The sequence below is a fragment of the Bradyrhizobium sp. USDA 4501 genome, assembly GCF_054062115.1.
Map to the genome: position 1 here is coordinate 5,906,323 of NZ_JBSSEX010000001.1, position 24,471 is coordinate 5,930,793.

At 59.6% G+C, this 24,471-nt stretch carries 28 protein-coding genes and 4 pseudogenes; 18 read left to right on the forward strand and 14 right to left on the reverse strand.

The features are described from left to right. Positions 1-28: 28 nt before the first annotated feature. The 4 genes from tnpB to ACVWZM_RS27210 form a co-directional block, all read right to left on the reverse strand. Entirely contained in the window at positions 29-382 is a 354-nt protein-coding gene (tnpB, locus tag ACVWZM_RS27195; protein ID WP_076834308.1) for an IS66 family insertion sequence element accessory protein TnpB, read from the reverse strand. Then, entirely contained in the window at positions 363-836 is a 474-nt protein-coding gene (tnpA, locus tag ACVWZM_RS27200) for an IS66-like element accessory protein TnpA (RefSeq protein ID WP_456855332.1), read from the reverse strand. The genes tnpB and tnpA overlap by 20 nt, the downstream gene beginning before the upstream one ends. A 195-nt stretch (positions 837-1,031) precedes the next feature. Next, positions 1,032-1,334, reverse strand: a complete 303-nt coding sequence (locus ACVWZM_RS27205; RefSeq protein ID WP_092088747.1) for a HigA family addiction module antitoxin — start codon at positions 1,332-1,334, stop codon at positions 1,032-1,034. 19 nt (positions 1,335-1,353) lie between these two features. Beyond that, the gene (locus ACVWZM_RS27210; RefSeq protein WP_092088745.1) at positions 1,354-1,635 is read right to left on the reverse strand and encodes a type II toxin-antitoxin system RelE/ParE family toxin; all 282 of its coding nucleotides are present in this window, start codon (positions 1,633-1,635) and stop codon (positions 1,354-1,356) included. A 769-nt stretch (positions 1,636-2,404) separates the two neighbouring features. On the opposite strand from ACVWZM_RS27210, the gene ACVWZM_RS27215 reads away from it, so the two are divergent. Together ACVWZM_RS27215 and ACVWZM_RS27220 are read left to right on the forward strand one after the other, a co-directional pair. After that, complete coding sequence (locus ACVWZM_RS27215) at positions 2,405-2,731, forward strand: hypothetical protein (RefSeq protein WP_456782568.1); 327 nt, start codon at positions 2,405-2,407, stop codon at positions 2,729-2,731. Positions 2,732-3,235: 504 nt separating this feature from the next. Beyond that, entirely contained in the window at positions 3,236-3,412 is a 177-nt protein-coding gene (locus ACVWZM_RS27220) for a hypothetical protein (RefSeq protein WP_158074210.1), read from the forward strand. Positions 3,413-4,521: 1,109 nt separating this feature from the next. Here the strand turns inward: ACVWZM_RS27220 and ACVWZM_RS27225 are convergent. From ACVWZM_RS27225 to ACVWZM_RS27245, 5 genes and pseudogenes are all read right to left on the reverse strand, one after another. Beyond that, complete coding sequence (locus tag ACVWZM_RS27225) at positions 4,522-4,770, reverse strand: DUF6894 family protein (protein WP_028344455.1); 249 nt, start codon at positions 4,768-4,770, stop codon at positions 4,522-4,524. A gap of 138 nt (positions 4,771-4,908) precedes the next feature. Then, positions 4,909-5,058: pseudogene (locus tag ACVWZM_RS27230) on the reverse strand (GTPase); the annotation flags it as partial. Positions 5,059-5,435: 377 nt separating this feature from the next. Further along, a complete protein-coding gene (locus ACVWZM_RS27235; RefSeq protein ID WP_158074209.1) occupies positions 5,436-5,750 on the reverse strand; it encodes a hypothetical protein in 315 nt (104 codons plus the stop codon). 563 nt (positions 5,751-6,313) lie between these two features. Next, a complete protein-coding gene (locus ACVWZM_RS27240) occupies positions 6,314-6,454 on the reverse strand; it encodes a hypothetical protein (protein WP_456855333.1) in 141 nt (46 codons plus the stop codon). 184 nt (positions 6,455-6,638) lie between these two features. Continuing rightward, positions 6,639-8,033 carry a carbohydrate porin gene (locus tag ACVWZM_RS27245; protein WP_076829462.1) on the reverse strand — a complete coding sequence of 465 codons (1,395 nt, stop codon included), beginning with the start codon at positions 8,031-8,033 and terminating at the stop codon, positions 6,639-6,641. 237 nt (positions 8,034-8,270) lie between these two features. On the opposite strand from ACVWZM_RS27245, the gene ACVWZM_RS27250 reads away from it, so the two are divergent. The 3 genes from ACVWZM_RS27250 to ACVWZM_RS27260 all read left to right on the forward strand — a co-directional run bounded on the left by ACVWZM_RS27250 (position 8,271) and on the right by ACVWZM_RS27260 (position 9,459). Further along, positions 8,271-8,498, forward strand: a complete 228-nt coding sequence (locus ACVWZM_RS27250; RefSeq protein WP_076829459.1) for a hypothetical protein — start codon at positions 8,271-8,273, stop codon at positions 8,496-8,498. Between the two features lie 487 nt (positions 8,499-8,985). Further along, positions 8,986-9,231 carry a hypothetical protein gene (locus tag ACVWZM_RS27255; protein WP_076829456.1) on the forward strand — a complete coding sequence of 82 codons (246 nt, stop codon included), beginning with the start codon at positions 8,986-8,988 and terminating at the stop codon, positions 9,229-9,231. Positions 9,232-9,303: 72 nt separating this feature from the next. Continuing rightward, positions 9,304-9,459 (forward strand): hypothetical protein, encoded by a 156-nt coding sequence (locus ACVWZM_RS27260; RefSeq protein WP_456827997.1) that lies wholly within the window; start codon positions 9,304-9,306, stop codon positions 9,457-9,459. A gap of 742 nt (positions 9,460-10,201) precedes the next feature. Here ACVWZM_RS27260 and ACVWZM_RS27265 read toward each other — a convergent pair. Continuing rightward, positions 10,202-11,470: a DUF892 family protein gene (locus tag ACVWZM_RS27265; protein WP_229190175.1), complete on the reverse strand. Its 1,269-nt coding sequence runs from the start codon at positions 11,468-11,470 to the stop codon at positions 10,202-10,204. A gap of 183 nt (positions 11,471-11,653) precedes the next feature. Here ACVWZM_RS27265 and ACVWZM_RS27270 point away from each other — a divergent pair, with 183 nt between their 5' ends. The 8 genes and pseudogenes from ACVWZM_RS27270 to ACVWZM_RS27305 all read left to right on the forward strand — a co-directional run bounded on the left by ACVWZM_RS27270 (position 11,654) and on the right by ACVWZM_RS27305 (position 15,998). Next, on the forward strand, positions 11,654-12,286 hold the full coding sequence (locus ACVWZM_RS27270) for a phosphatase PAP2 family protein (protein WP_456827995.1): 633 nt from the start codon (positions 11,654-11,656) through the stop codon (positions 12,284-12,286). Further along, positions 12,273-12,878 carry a cupin domain-containing protein gene (locus ACVWZM_RS27275; RefSeq protein ID WP_456855334.1) on the forward strand — a complete coding sequence of 202 codons (606 nt, stop codon included), beginning with the start codon at positions 12,273-12,275 and terminating at the stop codon, positions 12,876-12,878. The genes ACVWZM_RS27270 and ACVWZM_RS27275 overlap by 14 nt, the downstream gene beginning before the upstream one ends. After that, entirely contained in the window at positions 12,875-13,222 is a 348-nt protein-coding gene (locus ACVWZM_RS27280) for a DUF3147 family protein (RefSeq protein WP_253589136.1), read from the forward strand. Before ACVWZM_RS27275 ends, ACVWZM_RS27280 begins: the two co-directional genes overlap by 4 nt. Then, a pseudogene (locus ACVWZM_RS27285) lies at positions 13,219-13,506 on the forward strand (DUF3147 family protein); the annotation flags it as partial. The gene ACVWZM_RS27280 and the pseudogene ACVWZM_RS27285, both read left to right, overlap by 4 nt. Then, positions 13,488-14,511: pseudogene (locus ACVWZM_RS27290) on the forward strand (ROK family protein); the annotation flags it as partial. The pseudogenes ACVWZM_RS27285 and ACVWZM_RS27290, both read left to right, overlap by 19 nt. 382 nt (positions 14,512-14,893) lie before the next feature. Beyond that, positions 14,894-15,055, forward strand: a complete 162-nt coding sequence (locus ACVWZM_RS27295; RefSeq protein ID WP_075968978.1) for a DUF2934 domain-containing protein — start codon at positions 14,894-14,896, stop codon at positions 15,053-15,055. Between the two features lie 22 nt (positions 15,056-15,077). Further along, positions 15,078-15,632: a hypothetical protein gene (locus ACVWZM_RS27300; RefSeq protein WP_253589139.1), complete on the forward strand. Its 555-nt coding sequence runs from the start codon at positions 15,078-15,080 to the stop codon at positions 15,630-15,632. Between the two features lie 108 nt (positions 15,633-15,740). After that, on the forward strand, positions 15,741-15,998 hold the full coding sequence (locus tag ACVWZM_RS27305) for a DUF2269 family protein (RefSeq protein WP_456855335.1): 258 nt from the start codon (positions 15,741-15,743) through the stop codon (positions 15,996-15,998). Between the two features lie 651 nt (positions 15,999-16,649). Here the strand turns inward: ACVWZM_RS27305 and ACVWZM_RS27310 are convergent. The 4 genes and pseudogenes from ACVWZM_RS27310 to ACVWZM_RS27325 all read right to left on the reverse strand — a co-directional run bounded on the left by ACVWZM_RS27310 (position 16,650) and on the right by ACVWZM_RS27325 (position 19,455). Beyond that, positions 16,650-17,210, reverse strand: coding sequence for a DUF4142 domain-containing protein (locus ACVWZM_RS27310; protein WP_456856780.1), 561 nt, complete (start codon positions 17,208-17,210; stop codon positions 16,650-16,652). Between the two features lie 487 nt (positions 17,211-17,697). Next, a pseudogene (locus tag ACVWZM_RS27315) lies at positions 17,698-17,895 on the reverse strand (DUF6496 domain-containing protein); the annotation flags it as partial. Between the two features lie 458 nt (positions 17,896-18,353). Further along, positions 18,354-18,815, reverse strand: coding sequence for an inorganic diphosphatase (locus tag ACVWZM_RS27320; RefSeq protein ID WP_253589142.1), 462 nt, complete (start codon positions 18,813-18,815; stop codon positions 18,354-18,356). Between the two features lie 124 nt (positions 18,816-18,939). Further along, complete coding sequence (locus ACVWZM_RS27325) at positions 18,940-19,455, reverse strand: YciE/YciF ferroxidase family protein (protein WP_225648791.1); 516 nt, start codon at positions 19,453-19,455, stop codon at positions 18,940-18,942. Positions 19,456-19,621: 166 nt separating this feature from the next. On the opposite strand from ACVWZM_RS27325, the gene ACVWZM_RS27330 reads away from it, so the two are divergent. The 5 genes from ACVWZM_RS27330 to ACVWZM_RS27350 all read left to right on the forward strand — a co-directional run bounded on the left by ACVWZM_RS27330 (position 19,622) and on the right by ACVWZM_RS27350 (position 24,467). After that, complete coding sequence (locus tag ACVWZM_RS27330) at positions 19,622-21,127, forward strand: FAD-dependent oxidoreductase (RefSeq protein ID WP_253640965.1); 1,506 nt, start codon at positions 19,622-19,624, stop codon at positions 21,125-21,127. 142 nt (positions 21,128-21,269) lie between these two features. Next, positions 21,270-22,388, forward strand: a complete 1,119-nt coding sequence (locus tag ACVWZM_RS27335; RefSeq protein WP_076829431.1) for an NAD(P)/FAD-dependent oxidoreductase — start codon at positions 21,270-21,272, stop codon at positions 22,386-22,388. A gap of 345 nt (positions 22,389-22,733) precedes the next feature. Then, positions 22,734-23,003: a cupin domain-containing protein gene (locus ACVWZM_RS27340; protein WP_253625470.1), complete on the forward strand. Its 270-nt coding sequence runs from the start codon at positions 22,734-22,736 to the stop codon at positions 23,001-23,003. A gap of 34 nt (positions 23,004-23,037) precedes the next feature. Continuing rightward, positions 23,038-23,223, forward strand: coding sequence for a cupin domain-containing protein (locus ACVWZM_RS27345; RefSeq protein ID WP_375162578.1), 186 nt, complete (start codon positions 23,038-23,040; stop codon positions 23,221-23,223). 278 nt (positions 23,224-23,501) lie between these two features. After that, positions 23,502-24,467, forward strand: coding sequence for an ATP-dependent DNA ligase (locus ACVWZM_RS27350; protein ID WP_456856782.1), 966 nt, complete (start codon positions 23,502-23,504; stop codon positions 24,465-24,467). Positions 24,468-24,471 lie beyond the last annotated feature (4 nt).

Here is a 24,471-nt window from a genome sequence, read left to right on the forward strand (position 1 = left end):
CGACGCGTCAACCGCTCAACTCAAGAGCTCAGCCGGCAACCTGATATTGCCGCACCGGATGACGGACCATCGCATCGATATCGATGCCGTCGAGGATCCAGTGCAACTGCTCGGTCGTAAGCCGGACGACCGCCTCCTGGCGGCGCGGCCATCGGAACTTGTCCTCGGTCAGCCGCTTCAGGACCAGCACAAAGCCGGACCGGTCGAAGAACAGCAACTTCATCCGGTCGCAACGGCGATTGCAGAACGCAAAAACCGCCGGCACAAACGGATCGAGCGCCATCGTCTCCTGAACCAGAACCGCAAGGCTGTTGATGCCAGCTCGGAAGTCGATCGGCTCACGGTGCAGATAGACCTGCAGGTCACCGCCCAGTCTGAACATGGCCCAGGGCTCCAATGATCGCCGTCAATGCATCCACATCCCCGCATTCCAGCGCGAGCTTCACGCCATTCGGCAGCGACGCGCTCACCTTGGCCGGAGAACAAAAAGCTGGAGACCCCTTGGATTCCGACCCACCCACTTCATCGCAGGTCGCCGGCAAATCCACCGCCTCCACACTGCCTTGCCGCGACAAACCCCGCTCGGCGGCCCCCTCAAGGTGAACCGGGATGAACGCCGAGGGTGACGACGACGGCGCCGACCTGGCCGCGGCGTCCTTCTTGATCCACTTCCGAAGCAGGTTCGCGTTGACCCCATGTTCGAGCGCAAGTCTCGATACCGAAACGCCAGGCTCAAGGCAGGCCGCCACAAGACGCTCTTTCGATGCCGCCTCGTAGCGCCGGCGACCGTTCCGGCCAACAAGCCTGACCCGCAGTTTCTGATCATCCGCTGCCATCACAAGGTGTCCACCTATTTTAGTGGACACCTCATGCATCAGAGCACTCAAAAGCAAAAGGTGCGGAGAAATTCGCGCTTACTGTGGAGCGAGATCCCCAGTGGATTGACTTTTGCAGTCGTAGCCAATATTCGCGCGCAAATCAGCTTGAGTGAATAGATGCGCCCGGCGGCTCCCGTCCGGGCGTCTCTCGTTTCAGGCAGCTTTCGCGTCGATCGGTTTGATCTTTTCCAGGTCGCTGCCAAGTTCTTGTTCGGCCATCTGCACGTCATAGGCATTCTGCAGGTTCAGCCAAAGCTGAGCAGAGGTTTTCAGCGCCTTGGACAGGCGAAGAGCAGTGTCCGCGGTAATCGAGGTCTCCTCGTTCGCAATACGCTCAATCCTGGTACGGGGAACGCCGCAAACCTTGGCGAGCGCACCGGCCGAAATGTCGAGCGGGATGAGAAATTCCTCGCGTAGCACCTCACCGGGGTGCATTGGGGGCAGTTTCTTTGCCATATGACCCTCCTTGGTCTGGCTAGTGGTAGTCAACGAACTCGACCTCCTTTGGACCTTCAGCGGTCCATGTGAAGCAAATGCGGAACTTATCGTTCACGCGGATGGAATATTGCCCCTTGCGGTCGCCTTTCAGGGCTTCAAGGTGATTGCCGGGAGGGGCCAAAAGGTCGCGTAGGTTCACAGCTGCGTTCAGATACTGGAGCTTACGGCGAGCTAGCTTGAGCAGATCGGCCGGAAAGCCTTTCTTGGCTTTGCCGTTGAAGGCTGCTTCGGTCAGCTCGTCCTTGAAGCTCTTGATCATGATCGGAGTGTATCATACGGTGATACGCCTCGCAAGAGGTTTGTATCATAATATGATACGTTCTTGTAGATCCGCAAGTTTTCCGATGCGGAATCCTCCTACCGAATAGGTGGGAGCCGCGGGATTACCACGCCGCTCTGGAGTGCGCTTTGAAGCCGGGCGTCGGCGCGCGATCGGGATTTGGCATCGTCGAGCCGGCAAGGATGACGTTTGCCTGCACTGGGCGGCCGCGTCGGCATTCGAGCGGCCCGCAGGGGCGCAAAGCGATCTTTTCATTCGGTTCAAGAACGGGGCGACCTGTCAGGTCGTCGGCTCGGATAGCTATAACTCGACGTCGGGTCTCCTCCAGCCGGTGTGACATTCTCCGAACGGGCGCTTGCGAACCCAGCAGCGTATGCGTATCTCGCCCCGATCCAACCACGTCAAGTCGATGCTGGACGTGGCGCGCGAGAGCTCTGACTGGTTCGCGCAGGTTCTGACTGTCGACAACACGGGCGCGATCTCGCGTGAAGCCGTTGAGATCCAGCGCAGGGAGTATCTACGGCGACGAGGCCGGCGATGCGCTGATCGAGCAGGAATATTTCTGTTCCTTCGAGGCTGCGGTTCTCGGCTCCTGTTGGGGCAAGCAGATCCGAGAGGCAGAGCAGGGCGGCCGGATCCCCGATGTCGCGGTGAATCGCTATCTGCGCGTGAACACCGCGTGGGATATCGGTGTCGACGATGCGATGGCGATCTGGTGCTTCCAAGTCTATTTCATGTTCCTAGCCCGGTGCTCCATGCGATCCCGGCGCTCAAGAGCTTCTACGCTGAAGCCAACACGTTCTGGGGCAAGGTCTGGGCGCTCACGGGGCGTTCGGTCATGGTGCTATGGGGCTTGTTCCTGACCGGCATCGGGACCGTATTTCAGTGGCTTGATCCAATTGCCGCGGCGCTTGGCGATCCTGATCTGAAGGCCCAAGTGATGGAGGCGCTGGAGGACAACCCGCAGTACCTCGCTTACGTGTTGATGGGATCTCAGCCATCACTATCGCGGCTCGGCTTCGATCGGTTGGGAAGGCCTGACCGATGTGGGAGACCGTCATTGGATGGTTCTTGAAGGGGCCGCTTGACCGCATCTTCAGTACCGTGGACAACCCGATTAACAATGAGACGACCCGAGAGCAGGTCAAGGCCGATCTCGCGAAGTCCTACCTCTCGTCTCAAGTCGCTATTTTAACCGGTCGCGGATGGTGGTTCCCACTACTGTTCATCGTGCCAGCAGGCTTCTGGTTTGCTGCTGTATGCATCTATTCAGTCCTTTGGTGCAAGGCATGCGCCTTTCCACAGTCGTGGACGATTGCTGCGCTTCCCTCCCCACTGGATCAATGGATGGGAGCCATCTTTGGCTAGCTGTTCATCGCCAAAGCTGGCGGCGAAAATTGTCGCGCGACTTAAGCGGTAGGGCAATGCGAAGTGGAAAGGATATCCGAATCCAGCTGCTCGAAAACCAGCTGACCGAAAGCTATGACAAGCGCGTGTTGGCTGCCGATCGCCTCGCCGAAGCCATTCACAGCACGCGTACCGCGTTGGAAGCCCTGACCTCAGAGATACGGGCAAAGCGATGAACCAGATCATCAATCAGTTTCGACGCATCTTCGCCGGCGACGGGCGCGGGGACAAAGATTTCACCCAGCAGGAAGAGCGGTTGAAGAAGGCTCAGGATGAACTGAAGGAAGCATCCGCTTCATTGGCGCGAGCCGCTAACCATCTCGCCGACTTCATCAAAGCCAGGATGTGATGGAGTTCCAGCCTTCATGATCGTTCTCTCGGTTCTCACCATCGCCATCGCGTTCAGGAGTGGCGCGAGTGGCGAACGAATCCGCCTGATCTTCTGGACAGGCGGTACTCGGCCTGATGCCTTCACGCCTGTTTCCCTCCCTAGACTTTCCCAGCGCCCTTTCGTTCACGCCGAGATGTTGAGGAAGTTACGACCTTGCCCCCGGGTGTGATTCTGATGCTGTGCCCATTAGGGCAGCTGAGACCGGATATCGTCCGGGACGCGAAGGCAAGCGTTGCTGCCGAAAGGATCAACGCTAGCTCGCGACAAATCGGGCACAGATACTTTTTGTCTGTAGGCGGTATTGGCGACGCCATCGGGCTCTCCGCCAAAACACTGCCGGGAAAACGCAGGTTAGGATTGCGGGTTCCCGTGCTGGCTCTCCTCTTGCGGGAAAGGATCGTGCGTTTTGCGGCCGAGGAAGGTGTCAGGCGGAGGTAGTTTTTAATAGTTCAGCCGCCTTTGCAATGGGTTCGCGGACGAATGCGGTCTGCTTGGATATTTGGGCGGCTTCATCGTGAACCCGATGAACAGGTTGGATTGGCATGGCTGTGCTCCTTGGCTTTGCAGGCGGGAGCGCTCTCGGTCTCTCAGCCACCGACGCCTACGGGCAGATGACGCTGGAGCGATTTTGCTCAATAGTGAACATAAGCTGGCGCCTAATCGGCGTCGGGCTCTTCTTTGTGCCTCGCCACTGAACCATCAGGTGCGTGTTCGCCCTGCGAGAAAGGTAGGATATCTCGCTGTAACAAATTGATGCAGAAAGTGCGCTCCGCCGGGCGCAAGATTCACTTCGGTTATTTCGGGAACCCTACTTTGCCAAGATCCTCCATGGCATGGGGCAGGTGATTTTCATTTCCTATTTTTACAGCCCTAAAATGACGACCGCTGCATCCTGGCGGACAGCGGTTCGGCAATCAGTCTAGGCCCCAGCCAGTCCCCTCGCTGGGGCCTTTTTTTTGGAACAGAGGGCCACAGGCGCGGTTCTAGTCTCGCTTTGATGAGGAGTGGGACGACCCCTCGGCCTCAGTGCTCTTCCCGGGCGCTGGGGCCGTTTTTGCAGTTTGAGGTTAGCTCACTTTGTTGCGGCTGATCGCGAAGGAAAAGCGGACCGTCATAACGGGGCCGGCGTCGTCCCGGACCTCGATCTCCATTTGCTCAGCGCCGCTACCGCTGAGGGTCGCTACGGCATCACGGGCCATGCCGCCTAAAGATCGCGCAGCCTCGTCCTGTGCCGCGTCCAGATCCCGAAGATCGAGGCCTTCCTCGTCAGGGGTTGTTCCGTTGCCATCCTTTAAATCGAAGTAATACCGAGGCATTGAGCGCGCCCATTCATTTCCTAACATTTCAAAGCGAAATTCGGAGGCGCGTTCCTAGTGGCCCCGCTTTTTGAAATGCGGGCGGCCTGTTTGGGGAGCACAGGAACAGGTCCTCATTCGGCGGTTGGGTCATCGGCGGAGCTGCACCTCGATCACATCGCGGGTCGTGCCGGCATGCGGCGAGACGATCGCGACCTCGCGCTTGGCGAGCTGATTGATCAGGGTTGATTTGCCGACATTCGGCGGACCGGCGATCGCGACCACCAGGCCGTCGCGCAACCGCTCGCCTCCGGACAAGTCGAAGCACAAGGTCAATTTCGACAACCTCACGCCGCTGTTTCCCAATCAGCGTTGATTGGCGGTGATGGAGTGCGCGATGTTCTGCATCAGCACCGTTTTGCCGGTGCGCGGCGGCGCCACGATCAGCGCGCGCACTGCCCCCCGCGGCATTCCGACAACGACGGAAGCCGAGCTCCAGCGACGCCCCCGCGCTGGGGCTACTTCTCTAGGCCATCACCCGAACGGGTCTTTGCCTGGCTGAAGAATGGCGCAGGGCGCGCTTCCAGCAGTTGCTGGATGGACCGGCACCGAGAATCGGCATTCGGGGCGGCGCGACTCTATCTGGAGGTTGGGGCGCGGCGCATGGCAGCTGAGCGGGGGCTTGTTTAGCGAACCCTGGTAGGCTTGCTCATCTCCGCAAGCCCGCCAGCAGTAATGCGATAGCTGACCTTTCCGTCAGCTTCTCGAATCTCAATCCACTGATGGCGAAGTAAGGTCAGCTTCAACTTTGCCTGATCTGGCAGATCGACAGCGGGGACCCATTCACCGCCCCGAAGGTGCTCCAGAAATTGCCGATGGCGATGATTGAACGAAGTGGCCAAGCCAAGCCCAAAGAGCAAAAATTGTTCAGAGTGGACGAATCCAGCAGTCCAGACATTATGGGCATCGAAGGCCCGTCCGTCGTGATCCAAATGGATCACTGACTTATCCCGCGCGAGGCCGACCCGTGAAATACAGCGACAGAACGCTCCCGACGCGATAGAGTGAGTTGTTGAACACAACCGAATGCGTCAAGTGGCTCGTGTATTGGGAGATCGTTCATGAGATTCTTTTTCCTCGGTATCGCAATGGTCGGAATCGTAGTCGGGACACAAGCAAAGGCAGGCGCGAGCCGAGACTATGAAGTTGACTACTACGCGGAGCGACAGCTTCAGACGCAGGTTGGAACGTTCTACAAGCCATGCGGTACCGGCGCCGCCACAATGAACGGGCAGCGAACGCACTACTTCAAGAAGTCGCAATCATCATGTCTGGTCACTGGGGGACATCCGCCGCCAGCGACAATAAGCTGCGAGTTCACCCAAGCGGGTTGCACAGACGCTCTCGCACATGCGTTTCCGCTCATCCCTCACGCACCCGGCTTCAGCCTGAGCATGGGTGCTGCACCCGCGTTGTTCCAAGCTAGCGCCGTTGACCAGGAGCTTTATAAGCGAAACAAGCGCGATTCCGGCGTGAAGTAAATCGGATTGGAGCTTTACGCGACTTAGGTGGCCTCCGGATTAGCCGCATTTGGAGCCGCCGCCTTTGCCGCGGCCAGTTCATTCGCCTTGTTAGCGCTGAGCGCGTTGATTTCCGCCAGCCGCATTTCTCGCTTATGCTTTTCATCAAAAAGCATCTCGATCAAGTCACAACATCTGAGCCTCGCCGGGCTCGATGTCGACGATTAGATTCACGTCCTTTTCCATGTGGGCGCCAATATTGCCAACGATGCGAACCGCGTCGATCGCATCCACGCTCTCGTGCGTTACGCCCTTTGGAGCCGTATGATCGTCTAGCTATTTTCGTCGATTAACGGCGGAATCTGCCTCCTAGAATTTCAAAGTCGTGCGTAGGCCGAAGACTGTTGCGTTCTTGAGCGCTCGGCCCGGGATCGGCCCCGCCGGGTCCGTTGCTCCACCCCCGGGATGAATGATGTATTGGAAATTTGGCTGCAGGGTCCAGCCGTCCCGTAACTGATATTGATACACCGCCGTCAACAGTCCTTCGAAGCTGCGCACCGGCCATGTCGGACCAAAGAGTACGCGATAGTCGACGTCCAGTGCCTGAGCCCGCCTCGAGACGTGGGCGTAGCCAGCAGCGATGCCGAATTTGTCGTCTGGTCGTTTGTCGCTGAGGCCGATGAACTCGAGTCCGGCGTCAGCGTAGAGATCAATCAGATTGCGGTCCGCGGGAGCGCCGGAGATGCGAGCGAAAACGCCGATTCCCCGATCATCGCTTTTGGGCACGCGATAAATCTGCTGCTCGAAGACTGCCCATCCGCCGACATCGCCTGTCAACATCAGGGGAGTGCCGCTGCTGGCCGGCGCCGCAAGCGAAACGCCGTTGCTGGCGAGTTGAAGATCGGAGAATGGCCCGAGGTGACGCCACCCGCCGAACTTGATCTGGCCCGTCAGATTGGGATCGCCCTTCGTGTTGTTCCAGGAGTACTGGATTTGGCCCAGCAGAAGGGGCGGATCGTTAATCCGGAAGTTGACGCCATATCGGTTGCGTTGTTGTGGATCGCCTGGGCCCGGACCCGCCTGGTTGCCGTCGAAGACGCCGCCAAGAATGGATAGCTGATCCGTGATGTTGACCAGCAGCCGGGTGCCCATTGCCGCCAACGGCGGCGACGGACCGCCGCTGGGCAGGTCGAGAGATGTGATTGCCGGCCACCCCATCGATGCGTTGGTGAAGACATCTGTATATTTCGTGTTGAAGAACTCGCTATCGGCGGCGAGCTGCCCGAACTTCAGGGAGACCTTTTTGTTACCCCACTGCTTCTCGAAGTAGGCTTCGTAAAGTCGCGTCGACGGCAATGCCTCGATGCCGCTGACGACGAAGAGATTGTCGAGATAGTTGCGCGACAGTCCCGCACCGTGAATCTGGAACATATTGGCGTGGAAGGTAAGCTTGTCGATGCCGGCGAGCTTCTGCAGGTCGACATCGACGGCAAGGTTCAGCCGGCCTTCATAGATCGCTCCCTGCTTCAGCCCGCCGGAGAAATTTCCGAGCGTCTCGCCGATGTAGGTCGCGGCGAATTTGATCCCGTATTTTTGAAACGGGTTCGGCAGAAGTCCAAGCGTCTTCTCCTCGATGGTGCTCTCGCCGGTGTCCGGATCGGCAGGCTTGTCTTCGTCGGTCTTCTTGTCTTCCTGCGCGAAAGCGTGGGTGCCGGCGAGAAGCCCCGCAACAAGGACCGTCAGCGTCAGGCATCTAACGACCATGTTCAATCGAACCGCATAGCGAGGAGTCCGCAAGACAGGGGCACATTGGGACACGGTCGAATAGCAAACTCAAGAGGGCGCGCCCGTTGGCCGGTTCCGCCCAGGTGATTTTCCAAGCCCGTGATTTTTGCGGCAGCGCGAGAGGCGAGCCGGCTGAAAACGGCAACCCCGGGAACAATCGGAACTTTGCCTTGACGCTGCCGTTCGTGAGTGGGGCCAGAAATGGAGGAGAGTGAGATGAATAAGCTGATCGTCTGCGGCGCCCTTGCCGCTTTTGTGCTCGGTGCGCAGGCTGCGAGCGCCGCCGAATTCTACATCGTGCGCGATGCCGCGACTAAGAAATGCACGGTCGTCGACACAAAGCCGACAACTACCACCACGACGGTCGTTGGCGACGGCGTCTATAAGACCAAGACGGAAGCCGAATCCGCCGTGAAGACCACCAAGGTCTGCACCGAACAGTGATGATCCGTCGGCCATGGTTCGGGCCGGTCGGAAGGACAAGGAGGATGAACGATGCCTGTATTTCTGTTGTGGGCCGTTCCCGCCGTCACCGTGATCGGCGGCGCCGGCTATTGGCTGATTCACATACACTGATCAAACTACGATGATCACGAAGCGGCCCGTCCGGTCATGTCAGGCGAGTCGCTTTTCTGCCGGGCCGGCGCCCTTTTCGGACGGGCAGCGGACGAAGCCAGGCAACCACGCCAACCGCCGTACGTTGACCCTCGAATGGGGCGCAGCTACGGAGCCGCCGATGATCGAAACCGATACCCTTTTGGTGAAGCGCCTCAACTGCGGCGCTTGGCCTATGGCGGCGGGCCCGAACGCCCCCTATTCCCATCAGGACGTTCGGCTGAGATGCGCCAAGTGCGGCCATGGCGAGGATGGCCGGCTACGACGCTCCACGTCCGTCGAACGCCCCCCACAGCAGCCGCATGCCGTTTGAATCATGAAGATACGCGCGCACTTGCAAAGCCACATCGTCGAGCTCGATGACGGCTCGAGATGGCAGATCTTTCCGGGCGATCTCGACTTGACGTTGAACTGGGAGCCCGAGACGGACCTGATGGTTCTCGATGCAGACGACGAAGTTGCGTCTCATGTCCTGGTCGGTAGTGGCGCAAAGGTGCGCGCGAGGCCCGTGGGCGACAGCTGGCCTGCGACGCAAGTCAAGGACGCGCTGAAGGGCGGTTGAGCGCTTTTTTGCAACCCGCCGGTTGGAAGACGAGTTTGGCTCGCGGAGGCGTAGGGATGCCGACGCCTGGCGTTGTCGATCAGCGATCTGGATACTGTCGAGCGGCTAAATGCGCTGGGCGATCCTGCTCCGGAAGAGCGTGACGAAATCCAGAAGCTGCTCGCGAAGATCGACACCGCGCTGAGCTTGCTCGAGCCGCGACATGTTGCCGGACCGAGCAGCGAATGAACCGGCGCTGCCGCCAGTCAGCGCGCGGCAAGCTGACAGAGCGATCTCGGACGATGATCGTCTCCGTGTGGCGCAGGGCTGGCTAGGCCTACTCCGGAGACGCCCGCAGTCGGAGCAAGAGGCGTTCGAAGCCAGAAGCAAAGCCGAGGGCACAGGGCAGCCCGACTCGGAGGCCTCGAACTAGCGATAATTGGTGAACAATTTCCGAGAGGAACGCGCCTTCTGTCCAAAATTAACAGAGCATCGCTAATGGCAGTGGAGCAACGCATGCAAAAGCGGCGTCGTTTCTAACAAGAGCATTCTCTAGAAGTGCGGTTGACAGAAGAGGCCAAGAGCCTGCGCGACGAAGCCAGCGGGCTTCCTCCAGGTATCGAGAAAGAAGAGCTGTTGAAGAAGGCCCGACAGGCTGAGACTGGCGCTCACATGAGCGAGTGGCTCCCCTCCCGGACTCCAGCCGTCCACCTAGCTTGACCTACGTCAACGTGGCTTTAGCTGCTGGCCTGAGAGTTCGCGTTGATTTGGCTGCGGATGTCGTAGAGGCCGCCTCAGTTGGCGGCCTCTTTCATCCTGGATCCAATTCATGTGTTGGCCGAAAATCCGGCGAAGTGCCATCATATTGGGATACTGAATACCCAAAAGATGACCGAGGTATTGGCGCAGCGCTCTCATTCCGGTATCTGACAGGAACTGCTGGTCTTGCGGTCCTTCGGGCCCTGAGCACTTGCGGCCCCGCCAGCCGGCGTTATTCGGCCTGTTCGATCGCGGCTGGCATTTTGGCTACCGACATCAGAGATCGAGCGACTTGGTTTAGCAACTGATCAGAATTCTCCTCTTCCGCAAGTGACTTCGACAACAGCGCGACGACTGCACTGTGGCGTAGCTGCTGGGCGAGATTCTTCGCCGTGGTGTAAGCCGAGATTTCATAGTGCTCCACACGCTGTGCAGCTCCGATTAAGGCGAGGTCCGCGGCCGCGTCTTCCTTTTCCTCTCCCTCAGCCATGATTTCCTGTCCTTCCTCGATAAGCCCCATCATTCCCTTGCAAGGCTTCGCTCGGACGGTCTTGCCGAGCAACTCGAAGCATTCATTGATGCGCTCCACCTGGTTTTCGGTCTCGACGAGATGTTGCTCAAACAGCTCTCGCAACTGATCGAAGCGAGCTGCCTCGGCCATCTTCGGAAGCGTCTTGGTGAGTTGCTTTTCGGCATGCAGGATGTCGCGGAGCTCATCGATCAACAAGTCGCCAAGCCCGGCTTGGTCGTCTGGCGGCGAACTTTCCGCGACGATCGCGGCGGACGCGCCGGGGTCAGCCTGGATCGCTGGCGATTCCGTGAAGACCCAGCCATTGCCCTCGTTCCACGGACCGCGGGCGTCGATCTCTCCGTGGTCGCCGGCCCCGGTGGAGTCGTTGAAGAACTGGTCGACCAGTCCCGGTGTTGGTGCGATGCGGCCGATGCTGAAAGCGGGCTTGGCCATGCTCTCGAGCGCCAGCGCGAACGCTCTCATGTGTGTGATTTCCCGCGTCATCAGGAACTGCAGCGCGTCCTTGGTACCGGCGTCGTCGCAGAAATTGATTAGGCGTTCATAGACGATCTTGGCCCGCGCTTCGGCGGCGATGTTGCTGCGCAGATCGACGTCGAGCTCGCCGGTTATCTTCAGGTAATCGGCCGTCCACGCATTGCCCTGGGAATTGAACAGGTTCACGCCGCCGCCACCAGCGATCGCAATCAGGGGATCGGCTTCGGCGGCCTGGCGATCGAACTTCGCCGGCTTGAGATGCATCCGGGCGAGTGTCCCCACGACTTCGAGGTGACTCAGTTCCTCGGTGCCAATATCCATCAGCAGGTCCTTGCGATCCGGATCCTCGCAGTTGAGCCCCTGTATTGAATATTGCATCGCGGCAGCGAGTTCGCCGTTGGCACCACCGAACTGTTCAAGAAGCATGTTGCCAAAACGAGGGTCTGGTTCGTCGACGCGGACAGTGAACATCAGCTTCTTGACATGGTGGTACATCGAAAGGCCTTGCAATGAGAGGGGAGATCATCCCGAACGGAAGCCAGGATCGTTTGTTCCTATCGGACGGAGGATTCCTGCCCGGACGCCGAACCGCCGACTTTCCTTGTTTGGAAAGCCGGGGGAGGACCTCGACGGCACGTTGAGCGTTGGGGAGGTACTTACCTTTCCGATCGTTGAGACATGTTCAAGATCGCTAGCTTGTCAGCAAGGCGCCTTGGCCGCAGTCCAAGCTTTCCGGTGAATGTTAGACCGACCAGAGCGGATGTCGCGGTGGCACATTCAATCGCCCGCAGCACTGCGCCGGCCCCGGAGCAGGTGGCCCGCGCCCTGACCTGGGGCGCAGATGAGAAGCTTCTTCTGGTCCTCACAGCCGTCGGCCGGCTTGCCTCGCGCGGTTGTGGGGTGCCGCTGCGGCGCGCAGGAAACCATGCTCTGCCAGTGACGGTCGCTGCGTCGCTGCTGCCCCATGATCTAAAACTCGTATTCGACCAAACTCGGCCGGATCGTCGGACGGTGATTGGGCATATGCATGGCGTCTCGCTTTCCGGCAAACGAAAAGATGCGTTTCCCTCAGGCCACGCGCTGCACATGGGCGCACTGGCATCGGCGGCCAGCGGGTTGCCGGCTGGTCTCCGGCGGGCGATCCGCGCGATTGCGGTCGGGCTGTCGCTCACTCGCATTGCGATCCTGGCGCATTGGGCGAGCGATGTCGTTGCCGGCTTCGCACTCGGGGCGATTCTCGAACGGGTCCTCCGGCTTTGGACCGGCTACTCGAACGGAATTTCAACGGAGGATGATCATGCCGACTCTTGAAGACCTGAAGGGATACATGGAGCGCGCAACCGGTCTGAAGCGCCCCGGCAAGCGGAAGGCTGTGGATCTCGCGCGAGCGCGAAAGCCTGGTACAGTTCGCTTTAAGGACGACGGTCTCATTCCAAATCACCCGCGATGGCCGCTCATACTGTATCGAAACGCGGTCGCTTTCGACGAGGACCTGGACGCCGCAGCCGTGATCGAAGACCTATTTGAAGCGAACGGATGGGGAGATAGCTGGCGGGATGGCATCTACGATTACGCGCATTATCACTCCAGGATCCATGAGGTGCTCGGCATCGCGCGCGGCAAGGGCCGCGTTCGGTTCGGCGGCAACAAAGGGAAGATCTTCACCCTGAAGGCTGGGGACATCGCGGTTCTTCCCGCCGGCACAGGCCATCAGTGCCTTTCCGCGGGCGATGAGTTCCTCGTCATCGGGGCATACCCGCCGACCGGTACATACGACGAGTGCACGAGCGTCGAAGACCGTCAGCGAGCGCTGAAAGCCATTCCGAAGGTTTCGGTGCCGCGTAAGGATCCGGTCTATGGGGCCGGCGGGCCGCTCTCGAAGCTCTGGAAGAAAGCGAAATGACCGAGTACGTCATCCGCTTCGTCCTCGGGGGCGCCGTCGTATCGGCCTTCGCGATGCTGGGAGATCTCCTGCGTCCAAAGAGCTTCGCCGGCCTGTTCGGAGCAGCACCCTCGGTCGCGCTCGCGACGCTTGGGATCGCGGTGTATCAGCACGGGGTCAATTACGCCGCCTTGCAAGCTCAGGCGATGATTGCGGGAGCGGTTGCGCTCGCCATCTACAGTGTCGTCGCCTGCCATCTGCTTGTCCGCGCAAAGCTGCGAGCGGTGACGGCGACCCTGCTGTCACTCGTCATTTGGCTGGTCGCCGCTTTCGGGCTGCTGGTTTTCGCTGGAAGTCAGACGTGAGCCCGATCCGCTTTTCAACATCATCTCTCAAGGAAGGCCGCTGGTACGAATATCTGATTCGCTTCGTGCTTGGCGGCGCTGCGACCGTCTTTACCGGCCTCATCAGCAGTCGCTATGGAGCAGTCATCGGTGGCGTTTTTCTTGCCCTTCCAGCCATATTCTGCGCGAGCGCAACGCTGATTGAGAAGCATGAAATTCGCCGCAAGCGCGAAGCGGGTCTCGCCGGCAAGCGCCGCGGGCAAATGGCGGCCGCCGTCGATGCCGCTCTCGCCTCCCGTGGGTCGAGATCGACAGTTTCAACCTCGAACTTAAAGATGAGGACGAATTCCTGGGGGACCGTGCCAGCAAGGGCGCCTTCCGGGAAACTCTCGAAAAATGGCGAAAGCCGCTGCGCAAATTTGGCGAAGATCCCTTCGGGAAGGAGCTTTCCGAAGATATCAGCAAAAAGGAGCTCGACGCGGTCCTTGGCGGCGACGATCCCGAAGCCTCCGTTGTCGTCCACAGCGCCATTGAGGACTTTGCACAGGAGCTCGCCCGCGTAACGCGGCGGTTCCTAAAAGCCAAGGCCCGGGGAAAAAACCGAGCGCATCGTAGTGGGCGGCGGTTTTCGGGACAGCCGCCTCGGCGAACTCGCCATCGCCCGGGCTGAAATCCTCCTGAAGGCGGACAACTATAAGGTCGAGATGCTCCCGATCCATTCTCATCCGGACGACGCCGGCCTTATCGGCGCGCTATATCTCGCTCCATCCTGGATATTCGAAGCGCACGACTCCATCCTTGCCGTGGACATCGGAGGCACGAACATCCGCTGCGGCGTCGTGGAAACGCGACGCAAGAAGGCGCCGAACCTCTCCAAGGCGTGCGTGTGGCAGTTCGAGCTATGGCGTCATGCCGACGACGAGCCGTCGCGGGAGAACGCTGTGAGGCGCCTTGTCAAGATGCTCAAAGAACTGATCGCGAAGGCGGAAGACGAGGGATTCAAGCTCGCGCCGTTCATCGGCATCGCATGCCCAGGCGTTATCAAGAGCGACGGCTCGATCGAGAAGGGCGCGCAGAACTTGCCCGGCAACCGGGAGAGCAGCAAGTTCAATGTACCCGCAAGTCTCGTCCAGGCGATCCCGCAGATCGGGGAGAACGACACCGCCGTCATCATGCACAACGATGGGGTCGTGCAGGGACTTTCTGAGGTCCCCTTCATGCAAGACGTGAAGCGTTGGGGCGTGCTGACGATCGGCACCGGTCTCGGCAACGCCCGCTTTACCAACCGCAATGGCAAAGGCGAACGCTGAGGTTATGGGAAGAAGGTGGCTCGATATCCGGTAAAATGAGGGCCGATCGTTGGCTGGGTTGTGAAACGCGTTTTTGGGGGAGACCAAGATCGGCATCTCAGGAGGCAGCTGAAATTTCCTTCCTGAACTGGCATAGGCGGCGGTCACCACCGCGATTTCGTTCGGCCAAGGGCGACTTTTTGCCGCTCATAGGGCAAGGTTTCAACGGAGGAACCTCGCTGACTTCGCGGGTTTATCACCGGAAGGAGGGATCGGCGCTAGCGAGTGGAAATGACTGCTGTGATAGCGGCGGCCGAGCGTGTCGCTGCCGACTAACCGTCGAAGAGGCCGTGATTAGCGGAAACCCAGCCCACGATCCCTACAGAGTTGAAGGAGGCACGTGGTGACCCAACCGACCGAAAAGGAAATCGAGAAGCGCGCCTACGAGATATGGGAGCGGAGCGGCAAGCCCGAAGGCAGGGAGGAAGAATTCTGGCGGTTGGCGGAGCAGGAGTTGCGAAACGAGGACAAGTCATCTCCCCTCCGCACTCCAGATAGCCTGTAAGCAGAGAAGAAGCGCTAACCGGATGTCTCATTCCGCAGCAGCCGAAACTGTATTGCTGTACTTTGTGCTGCCCCTTTGGTTATTGGCGGGGTTTGCTGATTATCTTTGCCATCGCGCATCTCGGATTGAGACGACAAGCGGCTATAAGGAAACCCTACTTCATCTGTTGATGTTGATCGAACTTGCGATACCATTGCTGGCGGCGATTTTTTTTGAAATCAACGCTCTTATTATTGCGGCTATGATCGTGGGCTTTGTTACGCACCAGCTGACAGCCCTCTGGGATACAACATTCGCCAGCCATAAGCGGAACATCACGCCCATCGAACAGCAGGTCCATAGTTTTCTCGAGCTGATGCCTCTCATGGCGATGGTGATCGTCATCATCTTAAACTGGCCGCAATTCCTCAGCCTCTGGGGGCTGGGTTCTGGGCCCGCACGTTACGAACTCGCCCTGAAGCGAGAGCCATTACCATGGACGTATGTGGCGGCGTTTCTATTCGCGGTCCTGCTGTTTGAAGTCCTTCCTTATATGGAGGAATTCGTTCGAGGCTTACGGTCGCGGAGGAGGGCTTAGCTCCGAACGCGGAGCACCATCAATGAAGGTTGCCGTCATCGGAGCGACAGGACTTTTAAGGTCCGCTATTGTGGCTGGCTTTCCTCGCAGGGCCATTCGGTCCTTTCGATGAGTAGAATCGCCGACATTAGGTGTCCTGGCACGATCTCAACGAGGTGCGGATTGTTCTTCACAGCCAGCGCTGTCGTTGCACAGCCCGTCACAGGCTCGCTGCTTGTGCTGCACGTCGGTTACTCCTTCTGGGAAGGATGGATCGTGGTCGATGGTGCTGTATCTCTCGTCTCACCGAATCTGCTGGCTGTGGTTTGCCTTCGGCATTCCAGTTTTCATGGCGGTGGCCGCTATACTCTGGCTGATGATAGCTAAACCTTAACTTGAGGTGTTTTGAAGCGTGATGGCAGTGCCGAGCTCGCCAGGATGCTCCGCTCGCGGTGGCATGCCAGCTTGCAGTAGTTGCCGGGGAGCGCGCAGGCCTCCGGGATGGTCGAGCGGATAGGAGGGGATACCTGTTAGGCCGCCAAAGCGCCCGTTGCTCAGGCGCGCCTCCGTTATTGGCCAAGAACTCTGCGTGCGAGATGAATATACGCAATCGCTCCGGATGAATGTCCCGGTGGTCGAAGTTGCTAGCCTGTCAGGATCCGACCGGGCGGACGTGGTCGTGGTCGGTTCTGGCATTGCTGGGCTGCCGGTGGCGTAGAGCTTGTAAGCCGTGGGCGCTTCGTGATCGTGCTGGATCGACACCGGCATTACGGCGCGCACGACCGCGCATCTCGCCACAGCGCTGGACGACTATTCCAAGGAGCTCGTGGGCGCGCGCGGCGAGGAATGTGCGCCTTACTACCAAAGCGTCGTGACCGCGATTGACCGCTGAAGCTATCCTGGAACTCGAAAACGTCGACTGCGATTTCTGCCGGGTCGACGGAATCTGGGTGCATTGCCGAATCCCAGACCGGGCGGCCAACCGCCAGCGGCAGCAAAAGGGGAAAGGAGCCGCCTCGCAACGGCTCCGTCCTTCCGCTAATTCTTGCCCTCGCCGACCGTAGCCGCGGGCTTCTTGTCGAGATCCTGCGCCATCTCAAGATGATGCTTAAGCGCCGGCAGGGTTTTGCCGGCCCAATTCTTCAGATCCGCGTTATCGCCGCCCTTGGCATAGCGCTCGAACAGGTCGACGGCATCCTTATGAGCGCTGACCTGCATCGAATTGAACTCCGAGCTGAAGTCGTTACCGTTGGCACTCTTCAGCTTGTCGAGCTTGCTTTGGTGCGATGAATCGAGAGCGCTGGGCAATTCGGCTTTCACCTTGCCACTGGTGACAAGTCCCTTCAGCTCGGTGCTGGTTTTGGTGTGGTCCGTTACCATCTGGGAAGCGAAAGTCTTCTCCGCTGCATTTCCCTTCTGCTGTGCGAGCTTGTTAGACTCGATTTCAAACATGTCCGATATCGCGACCTGCTTGACAAAATCCACCGTCGAGGGGCTGACCCCGAGCGCGGAATTGACCCCGGTCTTTTCGCTGACGGATTGCGCCATGACCGGTGTCGCCAGCAAAATGCACGCGATTGCTATTATAGTGCGTCTCATGTGTATCTCCATCAGTTTGCGGTCTTGCAATTGACGCCCTTGCGAGGCGTTAGTTGAGCTTAGTCGCCGTCTGCTCGTCGAATTTGACGGCGAGGGATCGAACGATATCGTGTGGCTGAGCTTTCCATCCAGGCGATCAAGACGTCGTAGTGGCGATCGGCCGCAACAGGAGACCCGCCAGATAGCAGCGGCCTCAAGTAACCGGTCTTGCGGCATCTTCGACCGCTCGGGCGGTGGAACGATCCCGTGACCAAACGAGCCTGTTGCGGGTGCAGACCTCCTTGCGGTTGAGGTGGAACTGGACGCAGTAGCCGTCGCATTTGCGCTTTTCGCTGATTCCCGCCCCGTTCTTGGCCAAGCTATCGTCAAAGGCGAGGTGGTGGTTGGCCTACGCACTACCCTGAAGTTTTAAGCCGAGTGCCGGTAAACGTGGCGGAGGTATACGCGTCACTACGCAGTGACCTGTACATCGGCTCCATTACTTCTTTTTCTTGGGGACTTTCTTGCCTTTTTTGCGGGCCTTGGAAAGTCCGATCGCGATCGCCTGCTTCTTGCTTTTTACCTTGCCGCCCTTTCCGCCACGGCCACTTTTGGCCGTCCCCTTCTTGTACCGTCGCATCTCGCTCTTGACGTCCGAGCCCGAGCTCTTCGAGTAGCGACGCTTCTTCTTGGCTTTTTTTGCCATGGGTTCTTCTCTTTTCCACTAAAAGACACTGCTAGTTGAACTGCCAGAAGCATGACTTCCGCGCTGTCGGCTTTCCCATCCACCGCATCGACAATCTAGATGGCGCTGGCAAGTTCCAACGCACCATTCCGAGCATCCGTTAGAGGATATACCGAATGCGGTGTCCTCATAGGAACGCTGTCAGATGTTTCACGCTTGATAGGTTGGAGAACCTCGATCGATGCGCCGCACCAGAATTCGGCTCAAGCACCAGCCATCCGACCAAGCCGGCCGACGCGGTTGGCGGCTTAGCACCGAGGAAGATGAAGAAGGTATCGAGGATTGGATGGTCGGCGGAGGCGACAGCCCGTCAGCTTGAACGGCAAAGACTCCAGGAAATTGTTGCTGCATCAACCAAGGGATCAGGGTAGCCACACGATGGTTCGTCCCAAGGGTTCACCTCCTATTTCGAGCCCGATTCAGCGGGCCAGCCGTTTGATGGTCTTGGCCGCACGGCTGGGACCATGCCAGCCGAGAAACTTCAGCTCCTTGTCCTCCAGCGCATTCGTTGCTCGAAAGAACTGTTCGAGGTCATCGCGTGCATGGGTGGGAAGATCGCGGATATCCTTGAGATCAGTTTCGAGCGGTGATCTATCAGGCACCGCAAACACCCGATCGTTGCGCTCCGTCTCGCCCTTTTTCTTCTGTTCGACTTCGAGAATGCCGATGGGACGGCAGCGCAGCACGACGCCCGGATAGGTCTGCGCGTCATGCAAGATCAGCACATCCAGCGGATCGCCATCCTCGGCCTTGGTCGAGGGAATGAACCCCCAGTCGTAGGGATAGGTCAGCCCGGCCATCAGTGGCTTCGCCAAGGCAAAAACGCCAAGCTTCGGATCGAAATCGAGCTTGCACGAACTGCCGCGCGGCGTCTCGACCACGGCGAAGATGTTGTTATCGTCGGCCCAACTCGGTAGTTTTGTCAGATTGGTCATGGCGGACGACTCGGGCCTCGAAAGGAGCAGCGGGCCCGACGGAAATCGATCCGCCGAGCCCTGCCGGGAATCAGGCGGAGGTGGAGGCCTTCTTGTTGACGCCCTTGCGCAACGCAACCGTATTGAGCTTGGCGTTCGCGGTCTTCTCTTCGTTTAGGTTCGTGGTAAGGAAGCGCACGATATCGTCGTGGCCGAGCTCCTCCGCCCAGGCGATCAAGGTGCCGTAGCGGCATATCTCGTAGTGCTCGACGGCCTGCGCGTTGGCGACGAGCGCCGCATCCAGCACCGTCTTGTCCTCGATCTCGCCGGCCGTCTCGTCGGCTTCCTTGATGATCCCGTCGATGGCTGGGCATTGCGTGCCGCTTGGCGATTGGCCGAGTTTCTCGAATACCTTTTCGAGACGCTCGATCTGCTTGTTGGTCTCCTCGAGATGGTTCTTGAGGCCCGTGGCCAGATCCCGGTTGGTGGCTTTGTCGATCATCTTCGGCAGGGCCTTGGTGATCTGCTCCTCGGCATAATAGATGTCCTGCAAGCCATGCAGCAGCAGATCATCCATCGTCTTGATGTCTTTGGTGAATAGTCCCATGACGCCGCTCCTCGCTCCTAAAGCGGGGGGAACGCATGCTCGCCGTGCTGGTTCCTGGGCGTGAACGCCACAGCCGGCCGGGAAGATTATGATGGTGGGGCGTCTCGTGCGTCCGCAGGAACTCGCGCAAACAGGCCGCGTTTTGCCTCTTTGGGTGGAGTTCAACATGGTCAGCACCTCGCTCTGGATGGAGACCGAAATCCTGCCGGAGGCGGGTGCCCTCAAAGGCGATGTGCAATGCGATGTCGCCGTGGTTGGTTCGGGCATCGCCGGACTGTCGACAGCGTACGAATTGATGAAGCGCGGCCGCTCGGTCATCGTCATCGACCGCAAGGGTATCGCAAGCGGCATGACGGCGCGCACCTCGGCGCATCTTGCACCGCTCTGCGATGATTTGATGAGCGAATTCAGGAAGCTGCGCCGCGCCGAGGCCGCCAAGCTGTTCTACGAAAGTCAGGCCGCCGCCGTGGATCGCATCGAGGAAATCCAGACAAGTGAGAAAATTGCCTGCGACTTTCTCCGTCTTGACGGCTATCTTTTTCAAGGCAATGGCATGCCGGCCGACATATTCGATGAGGAGCTGGAAGCGGTGCGCGAGGTCGGCGCACCGGTGCACCGGCTGGTCGGCGTGCCGCTCAAGGGCTGCGAGAGCCGGCACGTCTTGCGCTATCCGCGCCAGGCAAAATTCCATCCCCTCAAATATCTCGCCGGACTTGCTGCCGCTTGCGCAAGCGGCAGCGTCCGTTTCTTTGCCAACAGCCCGGTCGAGGAAGTCGCCGAACATGACGGCGGCGTCACGCTGCGAACCTCACAGGGGCAGATCACGGCCGCGCATGCTGTCATCGCGACCAACGCATCAATCGCCGACCGCTTTCAACTGCATACCAAGGTTGCTCCTTACCGCACTTACGTGCTCGCCTTTGCCATCGCGCGGGGCGAACTGCCCGACGCGCTCTATTGGGACACCGAAGATCCCTACCATTATGTGCGGTTGCAAACGGGCCCCGAGGAGGTTGATTTCGTGCTGGTCGGCGGCGAAGACCATAAAAGCGGTGAGGCCAACGATGCCGACCAGCGCTTTGCTCGGCTGGAGAACTGGGCGCGTGAATTGATCCCGGCTTTGGACCGCATAACCCATCGCTGGTCGGGTCAGGTTCTCGACACGATCGACTATGCCGGCTTCATCGGCCGCGAGCCCGGCAGCGAGCGCATTTACCTTGCAATGGGCGATTCAGGCCAGGGTCTGACCCATGGTGTGATGGGCGCGATGCTGAACACAGCCCTCATTCTGGGCGAAGATCATCCGTGGAAGTCCGTCTATGCGCCGGATCGCAAGCCGCTCGCAGCGGCGCGGAATTTCCTGCGCGAGAACATGACGATCCTGCAAAACCTCGCGGAATATGTGGCGCCGGGTGAAATCGCTTCGCTCGAAGAGCTTCAGCCGGGTGAGGGCGCCATTCTGCGGCGGGGACTCGAAAAGATCGCAGCCTACAAGGACAAGGCTGGCGAACTGCATCTTCATTCGGCCAGTTGCACGCATATTGGCTGTCATCTGCACTGGAACAGCTTCGAGAGCTGCTGGGATTGTCCGTGCCACGGTTCGATCTTTGCGCCCAACGGACGGCCGATCAATGCTCCGGCCGTGTCGGCTTTGCGCCCGGTAAAGGTCTAGCGAGATCCGGTCAAGGCTCAGGGAGCGTTCCATCTTCAAGGACGAGGACATCGAGCAGGGCGATCTGCGTAGCCCGCGCACACCGTGGGCCGTCCTACGGCCGCTGCCAATTGAGCCGATCGTTGACAGCTTTCGGTGCGAGGTGTTGATCATCGGCGCCGGCATCACCGGTGCGCTGATGGCCGAGCGCCTGACACGGCAAGGCCGCCAGGTGGTCGTCATCGATCGCGAGCTTCCCAGTCTCGGCAGCACGGTGGCCAGCACCGCCATGCTGCTCTGGGAAATCGACCGGCCGCTGTTCGAACTCGCGCAGCTCTATGGTTTCGAGAAGGCCGTTCGCTGCTATCGGGCCAGCCACCATGCCGCGCAAGGCCTGCCGTCCCTGGTTAGGCAGCATGGAATTGCCTGCCAGATGCGACGGCGTCTCTCGCTCTATCTCGTCGTCGATGACAGTCCGAACCTTGTTCAGGATGAATATGCGCTGAGGAGCCGCGCCGATCTGCCTTCCCTCTATCTCGATCACGCCGCGCTGCTGAAGCGCTTCGGCATCGCGCGGGCGGGCGCCCTTTTGTCAAGGGACGCGGCTGATGCCGATCCTGTGCTGCTCACACATGGCCTGCTTGATATCTCCCTGCAACGCGGTGCCCGCCTTCTCAAGGCCAACGCGGTTGCCTACGACAGCACGGCCCAGAGAGTCACCGTCGGCCTTGAGAACGGACTTTCGATCGAGGCGCGCCAGGTTGTGCTCGCGACCGGCTATGTGATGCCGGATATTGTGCGGCCCACGGCGCAGCAACCAGCTTCCAGCTGGGTCATCGCGAGCCGGCGGCAGCCAGGCCATCTGTGGCCCGAACAGGCGCTCATCTGGGAAGCGAGCCGGAACTATCACTATGCGCGGACCACCGCTGATGGCCGCATCATCCTTGGTGGCGAAGATGACCGTACGCTCATCGAGCCTGACGCTCGTGATGACGCCACGCCTGCCAAGGTGAGGGCGCTCAAAGATTATCTGAAGGCGCTTTGGCCGCATGCATCGGAAGATGTGGCGTTCGGCTGGTCGGGCGCCTTCGATACCACCCATGACGGCTTGCCGTTGATCGGCAGGGTGCCCGGCTCCAAGAATATCTTCGCCGCCTTTGGCTATGGCGGCAACGGCATTACCTTCAGCTTCCTCGCGGCGGAACTTCTGGCGGCGATGCTTGCCGGAGGTTCTTCGCCCCTGTTCGATGATCTTGCGATTGATCGCGATATTCCCGGCTAACGACGCGCGATCAGGCAGCCCAGCATGAAGGCGACGAGCACCGAGGGCAGCGGAGCCTCTCGCACCACATCACGCAGAAATGCGAGCACCTGGCCCGGCGGCTGCCCTTCTTTCCTTTGCCGCACCGTGCGGGCGGTCTCACGCCTTCCGAAACGTCTGTGCTGGATTGCGCTTCATCGCTCCGCGCCGCACCTGATCCGCCATTCCCTGCTCCTTCAATCTGGGCAATGGACCGGCGGCGGAACCGTTCCTACTGCGAACGCTGTGGCCGTACGCGGTGCTCTAGCAACGAAGGGGACCCGAGGCCGTTCTGGAAGGACCGACAACGATCGATCAAGAATGGTCATGGCTAAAGATCCGCCGGAGCCTAAACGAGACGGCAAAGGGGCCCACATCTCGGGCTCTCGCAAGCCTGCGCGGGAAGTTCAGGAGCCCTTCACCATCCGCCCGCCGGAAACCGATCACGGCTCGATGCCCAATCTGAAATGGTCGTTCGCTGACAGTCACGTCAGGATCGAAAAGAGCGGGTGGACCCGCGAGACGACGATCCGAGAACTGCCGATCGCAAAGGACGTGTCAGGAGTCAACATGAGACTGGAGGCAGGGGGCGTCTGAACTGCATTGGCACAAACAAGCCGAATGGTCGTACATGCTTCGAGGCAAGGCGCGGATCACCGCGGTCGACGAGGCCGGCTCGAACATTCGCGGACGATGTTTCTATTTTCCGGCGGGAATCCCGCACTCGATCCAAGGACTCAACAGCGACGTGAAGGGTGCGAGTTTCTGCTCGTCTTCGACGATGGTGCGTTCTCGGAAGAAAACACTTTCCTACTAACCGACTGGCTCGCCCACACGCCGCGTTCGCGATGGGCACTACATCGACAACACGGGAGACCGCCCGCTGCGGTTTCTGGAGATGTCAGGTCGAACCGGTATGTCGACATCTCGCTTAACCAATGGCTTCCCCGCGCGCTCGTCGAAGCGCATTTGAAAGTTACGGGTGACGTCCTGGCGCGGCTCCTGACCGCCAAAGTGGCGCGCACGATAGTATTCCCGCGACCAATCATCGAGCGGGAGGTCGAAATGCCGCCGCGTGGTGTCCGTATGGAGGCGATGGAGGCACGTTCTGTCGATGCCATTCCAGTCGGAAAGGAGTGGCAATATGAACCCAAATGGGACGGATTTCGTTGCCTGCTGGCGCGGGACCGGGACGCGGTGTCCATGCGCTCGAAGTCCGGCCAGGATCTCGCCCGATACTTCCCGGAGATCGTCGCCGCAGCCCGCGATTTGCGCGAGCAGAGGCTTGTGCTTGACGGCGAGCTCGTCGTCGAGATTGGCGGGCAATTTTCGTTCAATGACCTCCTGCAGCGCATCCATCCGGCCGCTAGCCGCGTTCAGAAGCTGTCCCGGGACACGCCGGCCCTATTTCTCGCTTTCGATCTGCTGGAGCTGGGCGACAAAAAGTTGGCCGACCAACCGTTGTCCCGACGGCGACTTCAGTTGGAAGAGCTTGCTGGCCGCAGTTTTTCGAGCGCGCCGCTATTTCGGCTATCGCCGGCCAGCACGAAGTTCGGGGATGCCGAGCGGTGGCTGCAGTCGGCCGGCGGCGGAAGTGACGGCGTGGTCGCGAAGCGGCTCGATCTTCCGTACCAGACCGGGAAGCGCGAGGGCATGCAGAAGATCAAGCGATATCGCAGCGCTGATTGCGTCATTGGAGGCTTTCGCTACGGCGAGAAGCTGCAGGCCGGCCGCAAAGCTGTCGCCTCATTGCTGCTGGGGCTTTACGATGCAGACGGCCTCCTGCACCACGTCGGCTTTTCGTCAGCCATCAAGGCAAAGGACAAGCCGGCGCTGACCGAAAGACTCGAGATGATTGCGGCGACCAAAAGCTTCACTGGCAACGCGCCAGGCGGACCAAGCCGATGGTCGACGAGACGGTCGTCCGAATGGCAGGCGGTGAAGCCGAAATACGTTGTCGAAGTGTCCTACGATCACTTCACCGGTGGCCGCTTTCGGCACGGCACGACCATCCTTAGATGGAGGTCCGACAAGAAGGCGAACCAGTGCACCAACAGATGAAGCA